The following is a 21,048-nucleotide window of genomic DNA, read 5'->3' as shown; positions in this document are numbered from 1 at the left end:
TCAGGCTACTCCGCTCAAGTGTCATACCTGACCACCTCTGACTGGCTCGCTTGCCCATCGTGTACCAAGTGGGGTGACCTAGGGGCATGACCATCGATCTGACCGACTCCGAACGCCTCGCCGAGCTCGACCTCGACCAGTTGAAGCAGCTCGTCGGATTGGTGGAGTACGACACCAAGTCCGACCCGTTCCCCGTCACCGGTTGGGATGCCGTCGTCTGGGCAGTTGGCAACGCAACGCAGTCCGCCCACTTCTTCATGTCCGCCTTCGGCATGGACCTCGTCGCCTACTCCGGCCCCGAGACGGGCAACCGCGACCACCACGCCTTCGTCCTGGAGAGCGGCGCAGTTCGCTTCGTCTTCAAGGGCGGCGTCGATCCCGACAGCTTCGTGCTCGACCACCACCGCATCCACGGCGACGGCATCACCGACATCGCCCTCGAGGTCCCCGACGTCGACGTCTGCATCGAGCATGCGCGCGCTGAGGGAGCAAAGATCCTCGAAGAACCGCACGACATGACCGATGAGCACGGCACCGTCCGCATCGGCGCCATCGCTGCGTACGGCGACACCCGCCATACGCTGGTGGACCGCAGCAAGTACGACGGTCCCTACCTGCCGGGCTATGTCGAGCGCCGCTCCACTCTGGTCCGCGCAGACGATGCACCGAAGCGGATCTTCCAGGCTCTCGACCACGTCGTCGGCAACGTCGAGATCGGCCACATGGACGAGTGGGTCGACTTCTACAACCGCATCATGGGCTTCACCAACATGGCCGAGTTCGTCGGCGATGACATCGCGACGGAGTACAGCGCCCTGATGAGCAAAGTCGTTGCCAGCGGCAACCATCGAGTGAAGTTCCCGCTCAACGAGCCGGCGATTGGCAAGAAGAAGTCACAGATCGACGAGTACCTCGAGTTCTATCGCGGGCCTGGCGCCCAGCACCTCGCACTCGCGACCAACAACATCCTCGAGACCGTCGATCGCCTGCGCGCCGCCGGTATCGAGTTCCTCGACACCCCCGATTCGTACTACACGGATCCAGCGCTGCGTGCCCGGATCGGCGAGGTGCGGGTGCCGATCGAAGAGCTGCAGAAGCGCGGCATCCTGGTCGACCGCGACGAGGACGGCTACCTGCTGCAGATCTTCACCAAGCCGATCGGTGACCGCCCGACGGTGTTCTTCGAGCTCATCGAGCGCCATGGGTCACTAGGCTTCGGCAAAGGCAACTTCCAGGCGCTGTTCGAAGCGATCGAACGCGAACAGGCCAAGCGCGGCAACTTCTAGGGAGGGTCGATGGCCCACTACCGAAGTGCGGGCAACATCCCGCCGAAGCGTCACACCCAGCACCGCGATCCGCAGGGCAACCTCTATCGCGAGGAGCTCATGGGCGAGGAAGGCTTCTCGTCCGACTCGTCGCTGCTGTATCACGTGGGGGTGCCCTCGGCGATCACGGAAGCGCGTACGTGGGAGCTCCCAGACCAGTCGACGAAGCCCAACGAGCCGCTGCTCGCCAGGCACCTCAAGCTGCACGATCTGTTCGACGGCGGCGCCGGCAACGACATCGTCACGAGCAGGCGGCTGGTACTCGGCAATGGCGACGTCCGTATCTCGTACGTGGTCGCGGCCGAGACGTCACCTCTCTATCGGAACGCCACCGGCGACGAGTGTGTGTTCATCGAGTCAGGCAGCGGAACCCTCGAGACGGTGTTCGGCCACCTCCCGTTCAGCGACGGCGACTACCTGATCATCCCTCGCGCCACGACACATCGCTGGGTGCCCAACGGCGACGTTCGCGCGTACGCGATCGAGGCCAACAGCCATATCGGCCCCGCCCGTCGCTACCTCTCGAAGTTCGGCCAGCTCCTCGAGCACGCTCCGTACTGCGAGCGCGACCTTCGCGGACCCAGCGAGCCTGAGGTGCGCGACGAGACCAACGTCGAGGTATACATCAAGCACCGCGGCTCCGGCCCTGGCGGACTCAGCGGCAGCATCCATGTTGTCCCGCTGCACCCGTTCGATGTCGTCGGATGGGATGGCTGCCTCTACCCGTACGCGTTCAACGTCGCCGACTTCGAGCCGATCACCGGGCGCGTCCACCAGCCGCCGCCGGTGCACCAGGTCTTTGAAGGCAACAACTTCGTGATCTGCAACTTCGTGCCTCGCAAGGTCGATTACCACCCGCTGGCGATCCCGGTGCCGTACTACCACTCGAACGTCGACTCGGACGAGGTCATGTTCTACGTCGCGGGCGACTACGAAGCACGCAAGGGCTCAGGCATTGCCAGGGGTTCGATCTCACTGCATCCCGGCGGCCACTCCCATGGTCCGCAGCCATCGGCGATCGAGGCCAGCCTCGGCGTCGAGTCCTTCGATGAGCTCGCCGTCATGGTCGACACGTTCCGCCCTCTTGAACTCGGCGAGGGCGGCAGCGCGTCCGACGACGGCGAATACGCACTCTCGTGGATCCGCTGATGTTCCATCAATTCTTCGACGACGCGGCGATCTTCCCGCCAGGAAACATGCCGATGAAGGAGGCCGTGCGCGCGCATCTTGCCCGTCGCGGCACTCCCGAGGGTGAGTACGTCGGACCGTTCATCTGCAGCGCCCCACGACTCGGCGAGCTCCGCGACGCACTCGGTCACGGCCACCTCGAGCTCTCGCTCGTCGCCACGGTCGACGAGTTCAACCACGCGGCGCACGACCTCGCCGCACAGCAGAACCTCACCTTGGTTGCGCTTGAGTTGAACGGCGAGGTCGATCGGCTCCCCGAGATCCCGAACGGCTTGCGCGTGTTCGTCGAGCGCACCTGGCATGAATCTCTCCGCGTGCCCGAGGGAGCGATGCTCAAGCTCCGCTGCGGGGGACCCGACACCCGCGATACCCCGTCAGCCTGCCAACTCGGCGGAGCCATCCAGCACTGCGTCGAGAACGACCTCGCGTTCAAGCTGACCGCCGGTCTTCACCACGCCGTACGCACTGAGCGCGACCACGGCTTCCTCAACATCCTCGCCGCGGTCAACGCAGCGATCGACGGAAGCGATCCCGTACCTGCACTGCTAGAGAGCGATGCCGCAGCGCTCAAGGTCTCGAACCCCGAGGCCGTACGACGTCTGTTCCGCTCGATCGGAACCTGCAGCATCGACGAGCCAGTGACCGATCTGCGTGAGCTCGAGCTGATCGCATGACCGATTTCGGCCGCACGACCCTGCCGTTCTGCTCGTTTGTTCTCGACGGCGAGCGGCACGTCGGCGTAGGCATCGGCACCCAGGTGCTCGACGCGAAAGCTGCTCTGCCCGACCATGCGGCGCTGTTTGCCGACGGCTCCCTCGATGCCTTCCTCGCGTCAGGGCCGGACACCTGGCAGGCCGTACGTGATGCGCTCCTCGCCCACGAACCGACCGAGCACCTGTACGACGCTCAGTACTTGCATGAAGTTGGCGAGCTCGTTCTGCCGTTCACGGTTGCCGACTACGTCGACTTTTATGCGTCCGAGCACCATGCGACCAACGTCGGCACGATGTTCCGTCCAGACGGCGATGCGCTGACGCCCAATTGGAAGCACCTGCCGATCGGCTATCACGGCCGCGCCGGCACGGTCGTCACCTCAGGCACCACGATCCTGCGCCCGAACGGCCAACGCCGTTCACCCGACGGCGAGATCACCTTCGGCCCCAGCATCAAGCTCGACATCGAGGCGGAGCTTGGCTTCGTCGTCGGCGTGCCATCGGCACTCGGGACTCCCGTTCCGATCAGCGAGTTCGACAAGCACGTGTTCGGTGTCTGTCTCGTCAATGACTGGTCGGCTCGGGACATCCAGGCATGGGAGTACGTCCCGCTGGGCCCGTTCCTCGGCAAGTCCTTCGCGACCTCAATCTCGCCATGGATCATCCCGCTCGCCGCGCTGACCCGTGCGCGCGTCGATCCGCCAGCCCAGACGCCGACGCCGCTGCCGTACCTCCAGACAGACGAGCCGTGGGGACTCAACCTCGAGTTCGTCATCACGCTCAACGGCATCGAGATCTCCCGGCCGCCGTTCGCATCGATGTATTGGACCGGCGCTCAGATGTTGGCGCACATGACCGTCAACGGCGCATCCCTTCGTACCGGCGATCTCTTCGCCTCGGGAACCATCAGCGGACCCGAGACAAACCAGCGTGGATCGCTGCTTGAGCTTTCGTGGAACGGCACTGAGCCGATCTCGCTGGCCGACGGCACAACCCGCTCTTTCCTTGAGAACGGCGACACCGTCGCGATCTCTGCAGTTGCACACTTGGACAACGGAGAGAGGCTGGAGCTGGGCGAGGTGCTCGGCACCATAGTCAGCCAGCCGTAACGAACTCTCGCCCGGCCTCGTTGAACCATCCACAACGAGACAGAAGGGCGACACATGACTCAGCTGATTTTGGCTTCGCTCGTCATGGTCCAGGCCATGTTCGTCGCGCAATTCTTGTACGACTTGATGTTCGAGCGCGACAACCCGCAACGCTGACCGCGCAGGTGACCTAAGCGCGTGAAATACTCTCGCCAAGAGCGAGGGACTCGGCATGGACCTGGACACCACGACACTGCGGGTTGCCTTCGCCACGGCCGCGCTCACGATGCTCGCGCTGTTCTACTTCGTCACCTATCGATCGACTCGGTCTGGATACAGCGGCTGGTGGAGCGTTGCTCTTGCCTGGTTCCTTGTCGGATCAGCCGCCTTCATTCTCAATGGAACCGAGCACCAACGGTGGGCCAATCCGTCGGGCAACACGTTCTTGGTACTCGGGGCTGCCTCTGCCTGGGCCGCGACCCGCTCACTGACTGGATCTAAGACTCCTGCGTGGCTTCTCCTGTTCGCGCCGACCGTCACCGCTATCGCGTCATTTGCTGATGATCCCGTCCACAACGTGTGGACTGGCGGTCCCGTCTTCCTCGCGATGATGAGCCTGATGTTCGGGCTCAGCGCCCGCGAGCTGTGGCGCATCGATCGTGAGCTCACCCATATTCGTACGTCCGTGGCAACCGCCGCGACCTGCATCTGCGCGTTCTATGCAGCTCGCTGGGTCGTATTCATGGTGGATGGCCAAGACGGCGACGTGTTCAAGTCGGTCTTTGGTTCGCAGGTCACGACGATCGTCAGTTTGATATTTCTGGTCGTGGTGTCGTTCAGCATGTCGATCCTGAGCAACGAGGAAGCGACCAAAGCGCTGCGTGCACAGGCGGGTCACGATGGCCTCACTGGTCTGCTCAACCGCTCTGAGTTCCTGCGGCTGGCTGCGGCAGAGCTCCACGAGACCTCTGCCGCTCTGATCCTGGCGGATCTCGACCATTTCAAGGCTGTCAACGACACGTACGGGCATCCCGCTGGCGACCGAGCGCTCAGAGCATTTGCTGACGCTTGCTCGGGCACAGTTCGCACCTCTGATCTGGTGGGTCGCTACGGAGGAGAAGAGTTCATCGTGCTGCTGCCGAATACCCATCTGGATCGCGCAGAGGCTATTACGGCTCAAATCAGTGAACAGCTGAGGCTCGCTGAGGCTGGCTTCCCAATGCCGACCGCCAGCTACGGCATCACCATCGCGCGTCCAGGCATCGACCTCGAGACATCGATCGCGACGGCAGACGCGGCTCTCTACCTCGCCAAACAGCAAGGCCGCAATCGGGCCGTTCGCGCCTGACCAACTCGGTAGCCTTCCTCCATGACTGACGACGAAGCACGCTGGCGACGCAGCGCCACCGAGGGTGACGGATCCCCGTATGCGCACGCCAAGGCGCCCAGCGACGACGGCCCGGCGTACAACACGCTGACGTACGAAGTCGACGGACGCGTCGCGCGCCTCACGTTCAACCGACCTGACCAGGGCAACTCGATCACCCCGGATACCCCGATCGAACTGGCCCATGCCGTCGAGCGCGCCGACCTCGACCCTCGCGTTCACGTGATCGTCCTGAGCGGCCGCGGCAAGGGCTTCTGTGGTGGCTACGACCTCGCCGCCTCGGCCGAGAACCTCATGGACGGCGGCGTCATCTCGAGTGGGTCCGAAGGCACAGTCCTCGACCCCGTCGTACAGATGACCAACCACGATCCCCAGGGCACGTGGGATCCGATGATCGACTTCGCCATGATGAGCCGCTTCACCAGAGGATTCGCCAGCCTGCTCCACGCCAACAAGCCGACTGTCGCCAAGATCCACGGGTTCTGCGTTGCCGGCGGCACCGACATCGCGCTGCACTGCGACCAGATCGTGATCGCCGCCGACGCCAAGATCGGCTACCCGCCCACGCGCGTGTGGGGCGTCCCCTCAGCGGGTATGTGGGCGCATCGCCTCGGTGATCAGCGAGCCAAGCGCCTGCTGCTCACCGGAGACTGCCTGAATGGACGCGAGGCAGCCGAGTGGGGGCTGGCCATCGAGGCTCCCGAGCCCGATCAACTCGACGAACGCACCGAGATCCTGGTCCAGCGAATCGCCGCGATGCCGCTCAACCAGCTGATGATGGTCAAACTCGCGCTCAACTCTGCGTTGCTCGCACAGGGAGTCCAGAACAGTCAGATGATCAGCACCGTCTTCGACGGCATCTCTCGCCACACCCGCGAGGGGTACGCGTTCCAGCAGCGCGCTGCGGAAGCAGGGTTCCGAGACGCCGTACGGGAGCGCGACTCCGCTCCGTACGGCGACTTCGGACCCTCGACCAACAAGGACTAGTGCCGAGCGGTACCGGCACCTACCAGCATCGTGCATGGCCCGACGAAGCCATCCGGGCCTTCGAACTCGGTCAGCGCCGCTTCGACCTGACGCCAGGTGTCGTCCCGCTCCTCCGGTGAAAGGCTCACCATCATCTGGTGCAGCGCACCGAATGACTCCTTCTGGAACTTCACACAGTCCCTGGCACTCGGCAGTCGTACGGGCGACGGGATCGCAACGACCTCGACGTCCGTGAAGCCAGCAGTGGTCAGTGCTTCCTCGAGGACGCCCGGAGCACCGAGCGAGAACGGACCGGGCTGGCCCGGAAGCGGAGGAGGCAGCTGCGCGCGACCGCGGATGATGCCGACCGGCACCGAGAAGAAGCGATTCTCGTCCGGGGTCGAGTAGACGACCGTCGAGAATCGTCCGCCGTCACGAAGTGCGGAGTGAATGCCGCGGAGCGCCTTCTGCTGATCGGGGAAGTAGATCAGGCCCACCCGGCTGACGGCTGCGTCGTAGTTGGCGCCCGCGAGCGTACCGACTTCCTCGCCATCGAGCTCAAGCGTTTCGACGTTGTCGAGACCCGCGGCCTTCGCCTCGTCGGCCGCGCGAGTCAACAGCTCGGGCGCGATGTCAGAGATGACGACCTTGCCGGAAGGACCTACCAGCTGGGCGATCGGCAGCGATTGCTCGCCAGCACCGGCAGCGACGTCGAGAACGCTGGCGCCCTCGCCGATATGGGCCAGCTCGATCATGGAATCAGTGGCCGCACCGAGCCAGTCACCGATGGTGGGACCCCAGCGGTGCCAAGCTTCTGCGGCATCTTGCCACTGCTGACGGGTGGTGGCCTTGAATGCGACGGGGTCGAACGTTTGCGTGGTCATGGTTTCGTCTCCTTGCCCGGGCTCCATACCCGACAACACCAGAGTCCGGCCCCGAGCGCCAGCAAACTAGTTCAATTTCTGAACTAGTCATCTGCCGCGGCGATGCCTAGCGTGAAGTCATGATCGACTACGGACAGTTCTGCACCGTCGCCCGCGGAGCGGAGGTGCTGTGCGACCGATGGACTCCGCTCGTCGTACGCGAGCTCCTCTGCGGGAGCACTCAGTTCAACGAGATCCGCCGCGGGGTCCCCCGGATGTCGCCGGCACTGTTGTCCACCCGACTCAAGACGCTGGAGGAGTTCGGCGTCATCATGCGTCACGTCGACGGGCGCAACACGTCGTACGAGCTCACTCCCGCGGGCGAGGAGCTCCGACCCATTGTTCTCGCGATGGGGCACTGGGGTGCGCGCTGGATCGGAAGCCGGCTGCGTCCCGATCAGCTCGATGCCGGATTCCTGATGTGGGACGTACGCCGATTCGTCCAGCTCAAGGAATTTCCTGACCGCCAGGTCGTCATTCACTTCCACTTCCCGGATGCCGCCACCCGCGAACGTCACTGGTGGCTCGTCGTCGAGGATGGTGTCGCCGACCTGTGCCGCGACGATCCGGGACATGAACTCACCCTCGAAGTCCGCTCAACGGTGCGAGCTCTGACTGACGTCTGGAGCGGTGATGCCAGCGCCACCGAGATGGTGCGTGGCGGTGACATCAGCGTCGTGGGTCCAGTACGCGACGCAGATCGTCTGTGGACCTGGCTGGGGACCAGCGCGTTTGCTCCCACCCGAGCACAGGTGCGGGCCGGCTGACGAGTCTGTCTCAGGCAGCCGAACTGGGCAGGAACACCTCGGGCAAGTTTTCGGGAAGCCCCGGTCGAGACCACAGGAACCCCTGACCGAAGTCGCAGCCCAACTCGGTGACGACACGCTGCTGCTCGATCTGCTCCACACCCTCAGCAATCGTCCGTAGGCCGAACGACTTGGCGAGCTCGATGATTCCGCGCACGATGGCTCGGTCGTCCTCGCTCTCGTGGATGTGCTGAACGAATTCCTGATCAATCTTGAGGATCTGAACCGGGAATCGCTTCAGATAGTCGAGAGACGCATATCCAGTGCCGAAGTCGTCCAGAGCGAGCTTCACACCCATCTCATCCAGTTGGCGCAACTGTTCAATTGCAGTCGCCGGATCGGTGATATCGGTCGTCTCGGTCAACTCGAGCACCAGACGATCAGGCCGAAGGCCGGACCTACTGAGGGCTCGCTCGACGCTCTGCGCGAGCTGCGGCTGCTGAAGCTGCTGCGGCGAGACATTGATGCTCATGGACAAGTCCTCGGCCAGGTCCACGGCCGCGGCACACGCAGTTTCGATGACCCAGGCGCCGATCGCGGGCATGTGCCCGCTGACCTCCGCGAGATCGATGAACTCCGCCGCGGGCAGGAGTCCGCGCTCTGGGTGCTGCCACCGGATCAGGGCTTCCACACCCAGACACTCTTCGGTCTGCAGATTGACTATCGGCTGGTAATGAAGCAAGAACTCACCCTGTGAGAGCGCCCGGTCAATCGCACCTCGTGCCACAGATCGCGACTCGGCAAGATCTCGCATCGGCGGCTCATACACCCGGCACAAATGGGTTCCGCTCGACTTGGCGGCGTACATCGCAACATCGGCTTCAGCGAGAAGCTGGTCCGTTGTCGCCTTCCGACCAGATGAGGGAGCCACGCCGATACTGAAATGACAGACAAGTTCGGTGCCTGCGACGCGAACCGGTCGACCCGTTGCCGCCTGGATACGTTCGATGGCGCTCAGCGCCTCCTTGAGCGTTGTGTCTTCAAAGAGGAGGGCGAACTCGTCGCCACCGAATCGGGCAACCACATCTTCCGGCCGCAGGCACTCAAGCAACCGTTCACTCATTTCACACAGCAACTCGTCGCCTGCACCATGCCCGTATGTGTCGTTGACTGACTTGAAATCATCCAGGTCGAGGAAACAGGCAACCAACGGACGCGGATCCCTCCGGTTGATCGCTTGCTGGGCGCGCTCGAGGAAATGCGCCCGGTTGGGCAAGCCCGTCAAGCTGTCGTGCAGGGCGCGCTCGCGCAGTTCGTCCTCCAGCAGGCGGCGATCGGTGATGTCGCGGCTGTTGAGCACCAGCGCCGACACAGCTGGATCGTCCAGCAGGTCGGTCACCACTGTCTCGGCGTAGACATACGAGCCAGTGGCGTGCAGGAATCGACATTCAACTCGCGTGTCGCTGTGGAGGCTGGCGCGCTGAAGTGCGTCCGTGAGCAAGTCACGATCCTCTGGATGCACCCATTCGTCGATCGGGCGACCCACCATCCCATTGGCGGGCAAGGCAAACACCCGCGAGGCCGACGAGCTTTGATAACTGACGATTCCGTCGCGCCCCACGAGGGTGAGAACGTCGCTTGAGTTGCGGGCGAGCGAACGATAGCGAGTCTCCGTACCCTCCAAATGTTCGAACGCGGCTCCCGCAAGAGTCGCGACGAACGCTGCGAGCTGAATCTCCTCCTCGCCGAACAGAGCACTGATCTGCCGGTGAGTCACGTAGAAGCAGTAGCGGGTCTCTCCATGCACGATGATCGGTGCCGCCAGAACTGACCGGATGTCAGACATGACCAGGCTCTCGCTGACACCGACGGCGGAATCGCCGGACACCACTGGCACGCCACCACTGATCGCACGCTCGAGGAGCGTACGACTCGCCAGGTCGACCGATTCGCCGGACTCTGTGGTCGGGTTGGCCGTCTCGGTCGCATCGGCACTGATGATGTGGCACGTGTCTCCGCGCAACAGGGTCAATGCCGCCTCGCGGATCGCCACGTCCACGGCCTCCATGCTGGCGGCGGCCGTGATCGTGCGGCCGACACTGAGCAACGTGTTGAACCGATCAAACAGCGAGACGCTTGGCGCCTCGGGGGTTTCGTCTTCGATCACGCTTCCCTGGAACTCGTACACAGCGAGCCTGGCATCTACCACCTCACCATGGTCGTCGCCTCTGCGCATACGGATCTCGGCGGCGGCCAGTCGGGTGAGCGCCGCCTCGTACAGAGCCCCCTGCTTTTCGGCGACGGCCAGGCTGCGTGCCAGATACCTCTCACGACGCCTCGGCCGATTCCTGAGCGATGCGATCAGCGCAGCTTCTCTGAGAGCGTGAGGTGCATTGTTGCGATAGCTGAACGCCCAGAACCTGGCGCTATGGACAGCCTTGGACGCTTTGCGAACAGCCTCCTTGTATCCAGATGGATCATGCGGCGAAGCCTGCTCTGCAAGGGTGCGAGCAGCAGTCGCCCTCCAGCACGCGACCGGGGCTGCATACTCCTGCCGCAGTCCGGATGTACGAATCGTTTCCGCCGCCAGGTCCAGGTGCTCGATCGCCGCGGCGAGGTCTCCAGCGCGATGAGCTGCGATGCCCGCAGCGAGTCGCAACTCTGCTGTCGTGCTCGCGTCCATGCTTTCGCGCGCCAGTTCTGCATCGATCAGCCGTGGATCGACGTCACCGCAGGCTGCTCGCGTCCACACCGAAAGCCCGACACCAGCCGACGTCTGGTCGCCGATCGCAATCGCGGACTCGTAGACACCCTTGGCAGTGGCCGCGGCCTCTCGCAGCTGACCCTTGCGATGCAGGCACATCGCAAGATTCCACCCCGCTGTATTCATCTCCCACTGGTCGCCCGTCGACTCCAGCAGGCGAATCGCCTCACGGGACGCCTCCTCCGCCTCGTCGAACTTGGACGCTGCATAGAGTGCGACGCCGGCAAAGCTCTGGCTCTGCCCCTGTCCCCAAATATCGCCCCGGTCGCGTCTGATCTCCTGGGAGCGTTTGGCGTACTTCAACGAACGGTTGAACAGCGGCACCATCGTCGCAACTGGGGCGTGCTCGGAGTAGGCCTGACCCAGCTCGGCACTGGGCGGGTAACGCTCAGCCAGGTTGAGCCCCCGCAGATGTGTCCAAGCGCAGGTGACCTTGCCGCTGTAGAACCAGTAGAGATAGGCAAGGCGGCTGTGAAGGCGCATCGCAAGAAAGTCCTCCTCGCGGCCCTCCGGCTTGCGTCGCACAGTCAGGCGAGGCGCAGCGGTGTGCACAACTTGAACGCACAGCTCCCACACCAAGCACACGAGGAGCCAGGCGAAGACCTGCGGGACGGGCCGGTCTAGCCGCGCCATAGCTCCCTCGAGATGGCGGCGGGCGGTTGGAATATCGCCTCGTTTGAAGGCGAGAGCTCCGAGCTTGCCTTCAACCTCTGCCTGGTGGACGCGATCCGTCACCATCTGCTCAGCCACGGTGAGTTGTTCCTCGGCCTCGTCGTACGCCCCCTGTAGTGCCAGCACGTCTCCCAGGCCCTCGGCAATGACGACGCGGGTCTCGAGATCCTCGGGCTCGACGCCACGCTCGGCCATTCGATAGTGCGACAGCGCCGAATCGAGAGCGTGCTGCGTACGCGCAGTTTCGGCCGACCTCAGTGCGTACGGCAGCGCCGCTTGATGTCTGCCGGCTGCGTCCAGGTGATAGGCGACGTCGAAGACCGAGGCCCCGCTCTCCTCCATGCCGAGCATGGCGTCGGCTGCGCGACTGTGAAGCTCCCGCCGTTCGGAGTAGTCCAGTCGGCTGAGCAACGCCTCACGGATCTTGTCGTGCGCAAAGCTGCAGCGGCCGGTGACATCGTCAATCCACACGAGTCGTCTGCGGGTGGCATCCTGCAGGATCGTGGCAGCAACATCGCTGTGTTGCACGAGCTCCGCCGCAAGCATGAAGTCGAATTCCTTGCCGAGCGAAGCTCCGGCCGAAAGTACGTGGATCGAGTCCTCGGTGAGCAGCTCAAGCCGTCGAACCAAGAAGCTGGCGGAGCGTCGAGCCGTCTGGACGTCGATCAGCGCTGCTTCGTCGACCTGCCAACCCCGGTCCGTACTGAGCAGTGCGCCGGACTCGAAGAGTCCACGAAGCACCGCCGCGCCCATGAACGGATTGCCGTCGGCGAGCCGGACGACGGTGTTGATCGCTTCATCCGGCAGCTGTCCCGCCATCGACTCACACAACTGCCGCATTGCCCGCGCTGGCAGGCGACCGAGCTGCACAGACTGGGCGAACGGCATGGCGCGGAGCTGATGCTCGTCCGACACCTCCTCAGACCTGAAGGCTGCGATCACTCCGACGTACGGCGGACATTGCGCTCTGTCAGAAAAGACGTCCGCGAGTAACTGAATCGTCAGCCGATCCGCCCACTGGCAGTCGTCAAAGATGATCAACACGGGATGATCGGCATCACCGATTGAGTTCATGAGCTGATGCAGGACCGTCAAACTTCGCTGCTCGCCCAGGTGCTCGGGGCCAGCGTCGAGCTCCTCGGTCACACCCAGCAGCGGTCCCAACAGAGGCAGCACTTGGGCGATTGCTGGCGCACCATCGCCGACACCTTCGCGAATCGAGTCCCACAGGTCGTCGTTCGCGGCATGCGAGAGCAGGTCCTCAGCGAATCCATGGAGCACCTCGAACGGACGGGCGCCAGTCTCAGCAACACCCTGACCCTGTAGCTGCAGAACTCCGGCCGAGGACGCCTGCGACGCGACCTCAGACAAAAGGCGGGTCTTGCCGCCACCAGAGTCGGCCTCCAGAAGGACGAGCCCTGATCCGCCCATCCTGACCTCATCGACCAAGGACATGAGGCTCGCGAGCTCTGCCTCACGTCCGACGAATGCAGGATCCGTAAGCGTCCGCCGGTGATCGATCCGACCGATCACCAAGCGTGGGTCCGAAGAGCCGGCCCGCACGGCCTCCAAGAGAGCACTCAAGTCATACGTCACGGCGGACGCTGATTGATATCGGTCGTTCGGGTCCTTGCTCAGCAGCCGAGCCAGGATCGCGTCGATCGCACGGGGCATGCCCGGTCGGCGGCGTCCGACCTCGGGGACTGGCATCGACAGGTGCTCTCGGAGCACCTCGCCAACAGTTTCGCCAGGAAATGGCGGCTCGCCCGCAAGGCACTCGAACAGCAGCACGCCCAACGCATAAAGATCCGCACGCTCGTCAGCAGGAACTGCGAGCATCCCCGCCGCTTCCGGTGCGAGATAACGCACTGTGCCGACAAGCTGCTCGTTCAGGGACTCATCCAGCAACGGGCTACGCGCAAAACCGAAATCGATGAGAGTGACCGGGCTGGCGGGATCGGTCCCGCCAACAATGACGTTGGCCGGTTTGACGTCGCGGTGGAAGATGCCCGCCCCATGGGCGATGTCCAACGCGCTGGCAACGTCGATCGCGATCCGAAGGGCCATCTCCAACGAAAGCGGACCGGACTTGAGGATTTCCTCAAGAGTTGATCCCGGCATGAACGGCTGCACGAGGTACCAGTGACCGTCGGTGACGCCGGCGTCATACAAAGTGGCCAGACCTGTACCCGAGAGCCTTCTGAGCACCTGGGTCTCGTGCTCGAAGCGCAACCGCGCAGCATCGTGAATGAGGTGCGGGACGATCGACTTCAGCACCACCTGGGTGGAGGTGGTCTCGTCCACACCGAGGTACGTCTCAACCCCGTGCCCCGACTTGAGGCACTTGCCCAGCCGATAGCGGCCAGCGAACAACTCTGGGCGCGCCGCGTCGCCTCGAACGTTCATCGGTCTCCCAACCCTTAGCGCCCCCGCTCCCATACCTCGGACGCCACCTCCCAGCGTCCCGGCATCCGCAAGACCGTGCAATGGTCCTTTCGGACTGGTCCTCCCTAGTCACGTGGTCGCAATAATTGCCTGAAATTTCAGGCAGTCGATTTGGCCACGAAGTGACCCCGACAACCCGTACGGTGAGTTCTGGGAGCAGAACGATCACACGTTTGGGAGTACTTGTGAACGATCAAACCGAGATACGCCTATTGGGCCGACTCTGGATTCGGCTGGGCAACGGCACCGTGGTGCCGTCATCACAATGGACCACCGGCAAGACCAGCGACCTACTGCGTCTCCTTGCCATGAGTTCCGATCAGATTGTCAGCTCGAAGAGCATCATCGCCAAGCTGTGGCCTGATGTGCCTGATGCCAAGGCAGCCGCGAGCCTGCACACCGCGACTGCCCAGATTCGCAAAGTCCTGGGCAAGGACAGCATCATGCGACACCTCAGCGGCCTTCAACTTCGAGGATGCTGGGTCGATGTCGCCGCCCATCAGCAGCTCGGCAACGACATCGCCGCGGCGATGCGATCGCGCGACTTCGCCGGTGTCGTCACCGCGGCCAAACAGGCCGAGGCACTGTACGTCGACGACTTCCACGCCCATGAGGACGACAGCGATTGGGCGGCGGACATCCGCGACGACTTGCTGACCCAGCGCAAGCTGATGCTGGCCGACGCGGCTGAGAGCGCGATTGAGCTCGGCTGGATGCGCGATGCGATCGAGATGTCCGCACTCGCCATCAGCCTCGACGCATGCTTTGAACGAGCGCACCGGTCGCTGATGCGCGCCTATGCAGGTATCGGCGAGACCGACTCGGCCATGCGGTCCTACGAACGATGCCGCCGCAACTTGAAGACCAACCTCAATGCATTGCCGTCGTCACAGACCGAGGCTCTGCAGCGACAGCTGACCAAGGTCGACGACGAGAACTCCAGATTCTCGATCTACGTTGGCCGCGAGCGGAGCGTTGCCCAGTTGAGCGAAGCTATACGAGACAGCGCGAGAGGCGACGGGACTTCCGTTGTCTGTGTTGCTGGCCTTCCAGGATCGGGGCGTGAGTCGCTTCTCGAAGTCGCGGTGGGTCGCGTCAGCGGAGCCCATCTGCGACGCGTCCGTCCGCCAAAGATTGCGCGGCAAGCACCTGCAACCCGGATGTCCCCCGCCACCGGACTGATCGATGTCGCGGTGACAGGCCCAATAGATCTTCCTCCGGCCCGTGCGCATGCCGCCATCGCTGAGGTGCTCGGGACCGTCCCGTCGCAACCGGGTCGAGTGCTCGTCATCGTCACCACCCCCGAGGCCGCCGAACTTCTGGTCGAAGCGAACGAGTCGGTCTACATTCCAACCGTCGTCGAGTCGCCGCCCGTGACTGCGAACGAGCTGTCCCAAATGGCTCAGGCGATTCTTGCAGGTTCACCGTCACCAGACCTCGTCGAGATCCTCGAAACCAGGAGCGAAGGGCTGGCCGGGATCGCCGTCGAGATTCTGCGGGCCTGGGTATCGACCGGGCAAGTCGTGTCGACGATCAGAGGCCTTGGGCTGGTCAGTGACTCGTTGACCTCGACCGTACTTCCAGCAGCGTCGACGACGTTCCGAGTTCTGGCCGAACGACTCGAACCGTTGGATCTGGAGATCTGCCAGGTCATGGCCGTGCTCGACAAACCCACCACGGCATCAGGAGTGATGGAGATTCTCGGCAGCGAGCGCCGTACCGAGAGTCGTCGCATCGAAATCGAAGCCCACATGGACCACCTCGCGACCCGCGGCATCTTCGTTGTGGCCAACGACAGCTTCGCATTCAGGGATCGCACGACCCAGGATCTGTTCGAGCTGTGGTTGCGGCCGTCCCTCCAGGCAAGGATCACCGAGCGCATCGAAGAACAAGAGGTCGCACTCACGCAGAGTGGCTAGTCTGTCGGTCGTGGAGGCCGAGACGGACGAGCCGCGCGCCAAACCGCGCTGGCGGTGGACCGACATCGTGATGGTGGTCCTCGTTGTGGTCGGCCTGTTCATCCTCGTACGTCTGCTCGGCGATGTCGGGTTCGAAACGATCTGGAAGCAGCTTCGCTCGGCCGACCCGGCGTGGTTGATCCTCGGCCTGCTCGCGGCTCAACTGATGTTCCTGACCCAGGCGATCGTCCTGCGTGGAGCCTCGGCGGTCCACATTCCGTGGAAGCCAGCGATCGCGCTCCAAGCGGCTCTCAAGGTCTTCGGGCTCACGCTGCCTGGCTCGGCAAGTCGGGTGGCAACCGACGTCCAGTTCCTCGAGAACTTCGACGTCAAACCGCCCGAGGCGATCCTGACAGCGTCAATCGAGGAAGCTGCCCGAGGCCTCTCGCGGATCCTCCTGCTCCTCCTCGTCCTGCCGTTCGTCGACATCAAGCTCGATGGAGTGAGCGCACCCTCGTTGCGTACGGTCATGCTCGCGATCGGCAGTGTGGTGATCGCCGCAGCAGTTGTCTCATTCATCCCGCGCGCCCGCGCCAAGGTCAGCAATCTCGCGGCGCGGATCTGGTCGAGCCTCGTCGTCCTTGGCAGTCAGCAGAAGCGCCAGATCGGCATCTTCGGTGGAGCACTCGCGACCGAGCTCGTGTACGCGCTGGCTCTCGGCTGCTTCGCTCAGGCGTACGACATCGGCCTCTCCCCGATCGAGCTCATCGCGGTCAACACGGCCGGGTCGATGCTGGCCAGCGTCGTACCGTCGCCGGGCGGCATTGGCAGTGCCGAGGCGGCGCTCACGGGTGCGCTCGTCGCGCTCGGCGTACCGGCAGAAACTGCGTTCCCGATTGCGCTGACTCAGCGCCTGGGAACGCAGTACCTGCCTCCGTTGTGGGGTTTGATCTGCCTGCAGTGGTTGCGCCGCAAGTCGTACCTTTAGCGCGGGCCCAACCTCTAGCTCATTCCCAGCTGAAACCGTCGAGGTCAGCGAACGTGCCGGCGTCGCTGTTGATTGCGATCCGGTGCGAGCCCGTGCCGTCGGCCGGTACGCCGGCGTCCTTCGCGAGCGCCTTGCGGCCATAGAGCGCGAGCTTCACGTTCGTGGTCTCGAACTCGACGTACTTGCTGCCGAAGCTCTTGCCGACCTTCAGTCCCTGATCGGCGTAGAACTGCTTGGTCGCCTTCACGTCGTCGACTCCGAGCAGGAGAACGACACCGTCGATCTGGCGGGTAGCCGGTCCCGTCTCCTTCTTGGACGACGAGGCGATCTTCCAGATGGTGCCGTCGGGCGCCTGGAGTGATCCGCCATGGCCCCAGAAGCTATTGGTCACCGGCTTGATCTCGGTGGCTCCGGCTTCGAGAGCTGAGGCGAAGAGGCTGTCGACGGTCGATGGCTGGGCAACGACCAACGACAACGTGTAGCCGCGGAATCCGTCGCTGGGCTGGTCCGATGCCTGTCGCAGTTCGATCTGCTTGTCGACGTCGAAGGCTTCGGCATAGAAGGCCTTGGCGGCCGTGGTGTCAGTTACTTCGAGGGTGATGTGGTTGATGTTCGTCATGACAACGACGCTATGCGCGCGGTGCCCTCAGCTGCTTCTCCAAAACTGATCGTTCAGGCAACAGGCTCGAGCTCGGCGGTCTCGTCCTCGGTGAAGACGCGGGATCGGATGATGAAGCGAAAGCCAGTCGGGCCCTCGATTGAGAACCCGGCCCCTCGACCCGGCACGACGTCGATCGTGATGTGGGTGTGCGACCAGTAGTTGAACTGTTCGCGGGAGATCCATACCGGAGCAACCTCGCTGGCGCCGTACTCGAGGTTGCCAAGGTGTACGTCCTGGTGACCCGTGAGGAACGTTCCCTGCGTGAAGCACATCGGCGCCGAGCCGTCACAGCATCCGCCCGACTGGTGGAACATCAGCGGCTTGTCGTGCGAGACCCGAAGGCTGCGAAGCAGTTCCGCAGCCTCCGGGGTGATCGCGACGCGGTCAACCATTTAGAAGAAGCCGAGCTTGTTCTGGTCGTAGGACACCAACAGGTTCTTGGTCTGCTGATAGTGATCGAGCATCATCTTGTGGTTCTCGCGTCCGATGCCCGAGGACTTGTAGCCACCGAACGCGGCGTGCGCCGGGTACTGGTGGTAGCAGTTGGTCCACACGCGGCCGGCCTGGATGTCGCGCCCGGCGCGGTATGCCGTGTTGGTGTCACGAGACCACACACCGGCGCCGAGTCCGTACAACGTGTCGTTCGCGATGTTGATGGCATCGTCGTAGTCCTCGAAGCCAGTGACGGATACGACCGGTCCGAAGATCTCCTCTTGGAAAATCCGCATCTTGTTGTGGCCCTGGAAGATGGTCGGCGCCACGTAGTAGCCGCCCGACAAATCACCGCCGAGGTCGACCCGCTCACCACCGGTGATGATGCGCGCACCTTCCTTCACGCCGATATCGAAGTACGACAGGATCTTCTCGAGCTGATCGTTGCTCGCCTGAGCGCCAATCATCGTGTCGGTGTCGAGCGGGTTGCCCTGCACGATCTGCTTGACCCGGTCGGTCGCTGCGGGCAGGAACTGCTCGAGGATCGAGTTCTGGATCAGCCCGCGACTCGGGCAAGTACAGACCTCGCCCTGATTGAGTGCGAACATCGCGAATCCCTCGAGCGCCTTGTCGTAGAACGCGTCGTCCTTGGCTGCGACATCCTCGAAGAAGATGTTGGCGCTCTTGCCACCGAGCTCAAGCGTTGCCGGGATGAGGTTCTGGCTCGCGTACTGCGCGATCAGGCGGCCCGTGGTGGTTTCACCGGTGAAGGCGATCTTGCGAATGCGCGTGCTTGAGGCAAGCGGCGCTCCGGCCTCGACGCCGAACCCGTTGACGACGTTAATGACGCCGGCGGGCAGCAGGTCTGCGAGGAGCTCCATGAGCAGCATGATCGACGCCGGAGTCTGCTCAGCCGGCTTGAGGACGACGCAGTTGCCGGCCGCAAGTGCAGGAGCAAGCTTCCAGGTCGCCATCAGCAACGGGAAGTTCCACGGGATGATCTGGCCGACGACGCCCAGTGGCTCCTGGAAGTGATAGGCCACCGTGTTTTCGTCGAGCTGGGAGAGCGATCCCTCCTGAGCGCGGATCGCACCCGCGAAATAGCGGAAGTGATCAACCACCAGTGGCAGGTCGGCCGCCATGCACTCGCGCACGGGCTTGCCGTTGTCCCAGGTCTCGCCGACGGCGAGCATCTCGAGGTTCTGCTCGATACGGTCGGCCACCTGGTTCAGGATGTTCGCGCGCTCTGTCACCGAGGTCTTGCCCCAGGCAGGTGCAGCGGCGTGGGCCGCGTCGAGCGCGGCTTCGATGTCCTCGGCGGTGCCGCGGGCGATCTCGGTGAACACCTTGCCGTTGATCGGCGAGACGTTCTCGAAGTACTGGCCCTTGATCGGTGCGACGTACTCGCCACCGATCCAGTGGTCATAGCGGGGCTTGTAGGAAACGATGCTTCCCTCGGTACCCGGCTGGGCGTAGACAGTCATGGGGGGTGCTCCTTTGTGTCAGTTACCGTGACCGTAGTCACACCGACGTTGCACAAAGGTTGCTCAGCCGAGCTCCTCATCCAGGTGCGCAACGTGCGCAGCCACCTGGGTATAACGGGGCGATGTGAGCGGCAGAACCTCGAGGGTTCGCTGCCAGATCTCGAAGTCGTCACGCCCGTGCGCGGTGTCGGCGAAGGACAGCAGCGCGTCGGCGTTGTCGCTGGTCAGCAGGCTGGATCGCACGAGCATGTGCAGCTCGTCGCGTAGACGCTCGATCGCCGGTGCGGTCGACTTCGGCAGGATCGGCCCCCGGTAGGTCGCGACAGCGCGGCGCAGCTGACCTCGAGCCAAGTCGTCGCGCACCCGTGCGATGTCGGTGTCGATCGCATTCTTGAGCCGATAGGGGCGAGAGGACAGCTCGATCGGTCCAAGCACCGACCGGAGGCGGGACATCTCCGCCCGAATGGTCACGGTTGCCTGCTCGTCCTCGCTCAGTGCAACACCCAGATCCGCTGTCGTGAGCCCATCGGGTGACTCGGCAATCAGGAGCAGCAGCTCACTGTGCCTGAGGCTGAGACGACTGGTGGTCGATCCGTGACGCAGCGTTGCACCATGGCCGCCCAGCACGTCGAGTGCGGGCAACGACCAGCCGCTCGAGACCACTGCAGGCTTCGACGGGCTCAATCGCTCGATGCGCAGCTCTGCTTCGACGGCAGCGACGGTCGCGCGAACGAGCGTCAAGCTCTGGGGCGTTGCCACCTCCGCGCCTCCGGTGAGGTCGAGCACGCCTAGGACTGCGCCGGTGTCGGGGTCATGGATCGGTGCCGCCGAACAGCTCCACGGGGTTACATGCCTGGCGAGATGCTCGGGCCCAAATATCTGCACCGGCCGATCGAGGGCGAGAGCTGTGCCGGGCGCATTCGTACCGGCGCTGTTCTCGCTCCAGTCGGCACCCGGGACGAAGTGCATGGATTCGGCACGCGAGCGTAAGGACGCAGATCCCTCAACCCACAGCAGTTGTCCGGCCGCATCGCTCACCGCGACGAGCAGGCCCGCATCCGCGGCGCTCTCGACCAGCAGTCGCCGGATCACCGGCATCCCTGCGGCCAACGGATGGGTGTCTCGGATCTCGGCAAGGGCAGCGTCATCGAGCCGGATGGCGGCCATAGCCTGCTCCGGGTCGAGTCCGCCCTCGACACTGCGCTGCCAGGATTCCAGCACCAGCTGACGCAGGGCAGGGTCTGCCTGACCCGTGCTCACGAACTCGTCGTGCGCTTCGTTCAGGTATCGCGAAAGCGACGCCGGGTCAGCGCCCGGCGGCATCGCGAGATCGTTTTTTCCCACCATTGCTGGAGTGTACGTCGGTGT

The 21,048-nt window shown here is 63.7% G+C and carries 15 protein-coding genes; 9 read left to right on the top strand and 6 right to left on the bottom strand.

Annotation, left to right across the window (positions count from 1 at the left end):
- Nucleotides 1-86 precede the first annotated feature (86 nt).
- From hppD to J2X11_RS03115, 6 genes are all read left to right on the top strand, one after another.
- Nucleotides 87-1,286: a 4-hydroxyphenylpyruvate dioxygenase gene (hppD, locus tag J2X11_RS03140; protein WP_309966684.1), complete on the top strand. Its 1,200-nt coding sequence runs from the start codon at nucleotides 87-89 to the stop codon at nucleotides 1,284-1,286.
- A gap of 9 nt (nucleotides 1,287-1,295) precedes the next feature.
- Nucleotides 1,296-2,474, top strand: coding sequence for a homogentisate 1,2-dioxygenase (locus tag J2X11_RS03135; protein ID WP_309966682.1), 1,179 nt, complete (start codon nucleotides 1,296-1,298; stop codon nucleotides 2,472-2,474).
- A complete protein-coding gene (locus J2X11_RS03130) occupies nucleotides 2,474-3,187 on the top strand; it encodes a hypothetical protein (protein WP_309966679.1) in 714 nt (237 codons plus the stop codon). The genes J2X11_RS03135 and J2X11_RS03130 overlap by 1 nt, the downstream gene beginning before the upstream one ends.
- A complete protein-coding gene (gene fahA, locus J2X11_RS03125; protein ID WP_309966677.1) occupies nucleotides 3,184-4,335 on the top strand; it encodes a fumarylacetoacetase in 1,152 nt (383 codons plus the stop codon). The genes J2X11_RS03130 and fahA overlap by 4 nt, the downstream gene beginning before the upstream one ends.
- 211 nt (nucleotides 4,336-4,546) lie before the next feature.
- Nucleotides 4,547-5,662, top strand: coding sequence for a GGDEF domain-containing protein (locus J2X11_RS03120; RefSeq protein WP_309966674.1), 1,116 nt, complete (start codon nucleotides 4,547-4,549; stop codon nucleotides 5,660-5,662).
- Between the two features lie 21 nt (nucleotides 5,663-5,683).
- Nucleotides 5,684-6,688: a crotonase/enoyl-CoA hydratase family protein gene (locus tag J2X11_RS03115; RefSeq protein WP_309966672.1), complete on the top strand. Its 1,005-nt coding sequence runs from the start codon at nucleotides 5,684-5,686 to the stop codon at nucleotides 6,686-6,688.
- Here the strand turns inward: J2X11_RS03115 and J2X11_RS03110 are convergent.
- Nucleotides 6,685-7,551, bottom strand: a complete 867-nt coding sequence (locus tag J2X11_RS03110) for a class I SAM-dependent methyltransferase (RefSeq protein WP_309966670.1) — start codon at nucleotides 7,549-7,551, stop codon at nucleotides 6,685-6,687. The two genes, J2X11_RS03115 and J2X11_RS03110, sit on opposite strands and share 4 nt — an antisense overlap.
- Before the next feature lie 119 nt (nucleotides 7,552-7,670).
- Between J2X11_RS03110 and J2X11_RS03105 the strand changes: the two genes are divergently transcribed.
- Nucleotides 7,671-8,357 carry a winged helix-turn-helix transcriptional regulator gene (locus J2X11_RS03105; protein WP_309966668.1) on the top strand — a complete coding sequence of 229 codons (687 nt, stop codon included), beginning with the start codon at nucleotides 7,671-7,673 and terminating at the stop codon, nucleotides 8,355-8,357.
- Between the two features lie 10 nt (nucleotides 8,358-8,367).
- Here the strand turns inward: J2X11_RS03105 and J2X11_RS03100 are convergent, their stop codons facing one another.
- On the bottom strand, nucleotides 8,368-14,178 hold the full coding sequence (locus J2X11_RS03100) for an EAL domain-containing protein (RefSeq protein WP_309966665.1): 5,811 nt from the start codon (nucleotides 14,176-14,178) through the stop codon (nucleotides 8,368-8,370).
- A 224-nt stretch (nucleotides 14,179-14,402) separates the two neighbouring features.
- On the opposite strand from J2X11_RS03100, the gene J2X11_RS03095 reads away from it, so the two are divergent.
- A complete protein-coding gene (locus tag J2X11_RS03095; RefSeq protein WP_309966663.1) occupies nucleotides 14,403-16,136 on the top strand; it encodes an AfsR/SARP family transcriptional regulator in 1,734 nt (577 codons plus the stop codon).
- Between the two features lie 10 nt (nucleotides 16,137-16,146).
- Nucleotides 16,147-17,103 carry a lysylphosphatidylglycerol synthase transmembrane domain-containing protein gene (locus J2X11_RS03090; RefSeq protein WP_309966661.1) on the top strand — a complete coding sequence of 319 codons (957 nt, stop codon included), beginning with the start codon at nucleotides 16,147-16,149 and terminating at the stop codon, nucleotides 17,101-17,103.
- A 19-nt stretch (nucleotides 17,104-17,122) separates the two neighbouring features.
- Here J2X11_RS03090 and J2X11_RS03085 read toward each other — a convergent pair whose 3' ends face one another.
- The 4 genes from J2X11_RS03085 to J2X11_RS03070 all read right to left on the bottom strand — a co-directional run bounded on the left by J2X11_RS03085 (nucleotide 17,123) and on the right by J2X11_RS03070 (nucleotide 21,027).
- Nucleotides 17,123-17,722 (bottom strand): VOC family protein, encoded by a 600-nt coding sequence (locus J2X11_RS03085; protein ID WP_309966658.1) that lies wholly within the window; start codon nucleotides 17,720-17,722, stop codon nucleotides 17,123-17,125.
- A 53-nt stretch (nucleotides 17,723-17,775) separates the two neighbouring features.
- Nucleotides 17,776-18,156, bottom strand: coding sequence for a DUF779 domain-containing protein (locus J2X11_RS03080; RefSeq protein ID WP_309966656.1), 381 nt, complete (start codon nucleotides 18,154-18,156; stop codon nucleotides 17,776-17,778).
- Nucleotides 18,157-19,680 (bottom strand): acetaldehyde dehydrogenase ExaC, encoded by a 1,524-nt coding sequence (gene exaC / locus J2X11_RS03075; RefSeq protein ID WP_309966654.1) that lies wholly within the window; start codon nucleotides 19,678-19,680, stop codon nucleotides 18,157-18,159. It lies immediately after the preceding gene.
- A 63-nt stretch (nucleotides 19,681-19,743) separates the two neighbouring features.
- Entirely contained in the window at nucleotides 19,744-21,027 is a 1,284-nt protein-coding gene (locus J2X11_RS03070; protein ID WP_309966652.1) for a GAF domain-containing protein, read from the bottom strand.
- Nucleotides 21,028-21,048: the final 21 nt, after the last annotated feature.

The sequence above is a fragment of the Aeromicrobium panaciterrae genome (assembly GCF_031457275.1).
GTDB classification, from domain to species: domain Bacteria; phylum Actinomycetota; class Actinomycetes; order Propionibacteriales; family Nocardioidaceae; genus Aeromicrobium; species Aeromicrobium panaciterrae_A.
Note: the sequence above shows the minus strand (reverse complement) of the source record. Positions and strands in the feature narration are given on the sequence as shown.

What these genes read in the sequence shown, in the direction of transcription:
- hppD (WP_309966684.1), top strand. Translation starts at nt 87, where the DNA reads ATGACCATCGATCTGACCGACTCCGAACGCCTCGCCGAGCTCGACCTC.
- J2X11_RS03135 (WP_309966682.1), top strand. Translation starts at nt 1,296, where the DNA reads ATGGCCCACTACCGAAGTGCGGGCAACATCCCGCCGAAGCGTCACACC.
- J2X11_RS03130 (WP_309966679.1), top strand. Translation starts at nt 2,474, where the DNA reads ATGTTCCATCAATTCTTCGACGACGCGGCGATCTTCCCGCCAGGAAAC.
- fahA (WP_309966677.1), top strand. Translation starts at nt 3,184, where the DNA reads ATGACCGATTTCGGCCGCACGACCCTGCCGTTCTGCTCGTTTGTTCTC.
- J2X11_RS03120 (WP_309966674.1), top strand. Translation starts at nt 4,547, where the DNA reads ATGGACCTGGACACCACGACACTGCGGGTTGCCTTCGCCACGGCCGCG.
- J2X11_RS03115 (WP_309966672.1), top strand. Translation starts at nt 5,684, where the DNA reads ATGACTGACGACGAAGCACGCTGGCGACGCAGCGCCACCGAGGGTGAC.
- J2X11_RS03110 (WP_309966670.1), bottom strand. Translation starts at nt 7,551, where the DNA reads ATGACCACGCAAACGTTCGACCCCGTCGCATTCAAGGCCACCACCCGT.
- J2X11_RS03105 (WP_309966668.1), top strand. Translation starts at nt 7,671, where the DNA reads ATGATCGACTACGGACAGTTCTGCACCGTCGCCCGCGGAGCGGAGGTG.
- J2X11_RS03100 (WP_309966665.1), bottom strand. Translation starts at nt 14,178, where the DNA reads ATGAACGTTCGAGGCGACGCGGCGCGCCCAGAGTTGTTCGCTGGCCGC.
- J2X11_RS03085 (WP_309966658.1), bottom strand. Translation starts at nt 17,722, where the DNA reads ATGACGAACATCAACCACATCACCCTCGAAGTAACTGACACCACGGCC.
- J2X11_RS03080 (WP_309966656.1), bottom strand. Translation starts at nt 18,156, where the DNA reads ATGGTTGACCGCGTCGCGATCACCCCGGAGGCTGCGGAACTGCTTCGC.
- exaC (WP_309966654.1), bottom strand. Translation starts at nt 19,680, where the DNA reads ATGACTGTCTACGCCCAGCCGGGTACCGAGGGAAGCATCGTTTCCTAC.
- J2X11_RS03070 (WP_309966652.1), bottom strand. Translation starts at nt 21,027, where the DNA reads ATGGTGGGAAAAAACGATCTCGCGATGCCGCCGGGCGCTGACCCGGCG.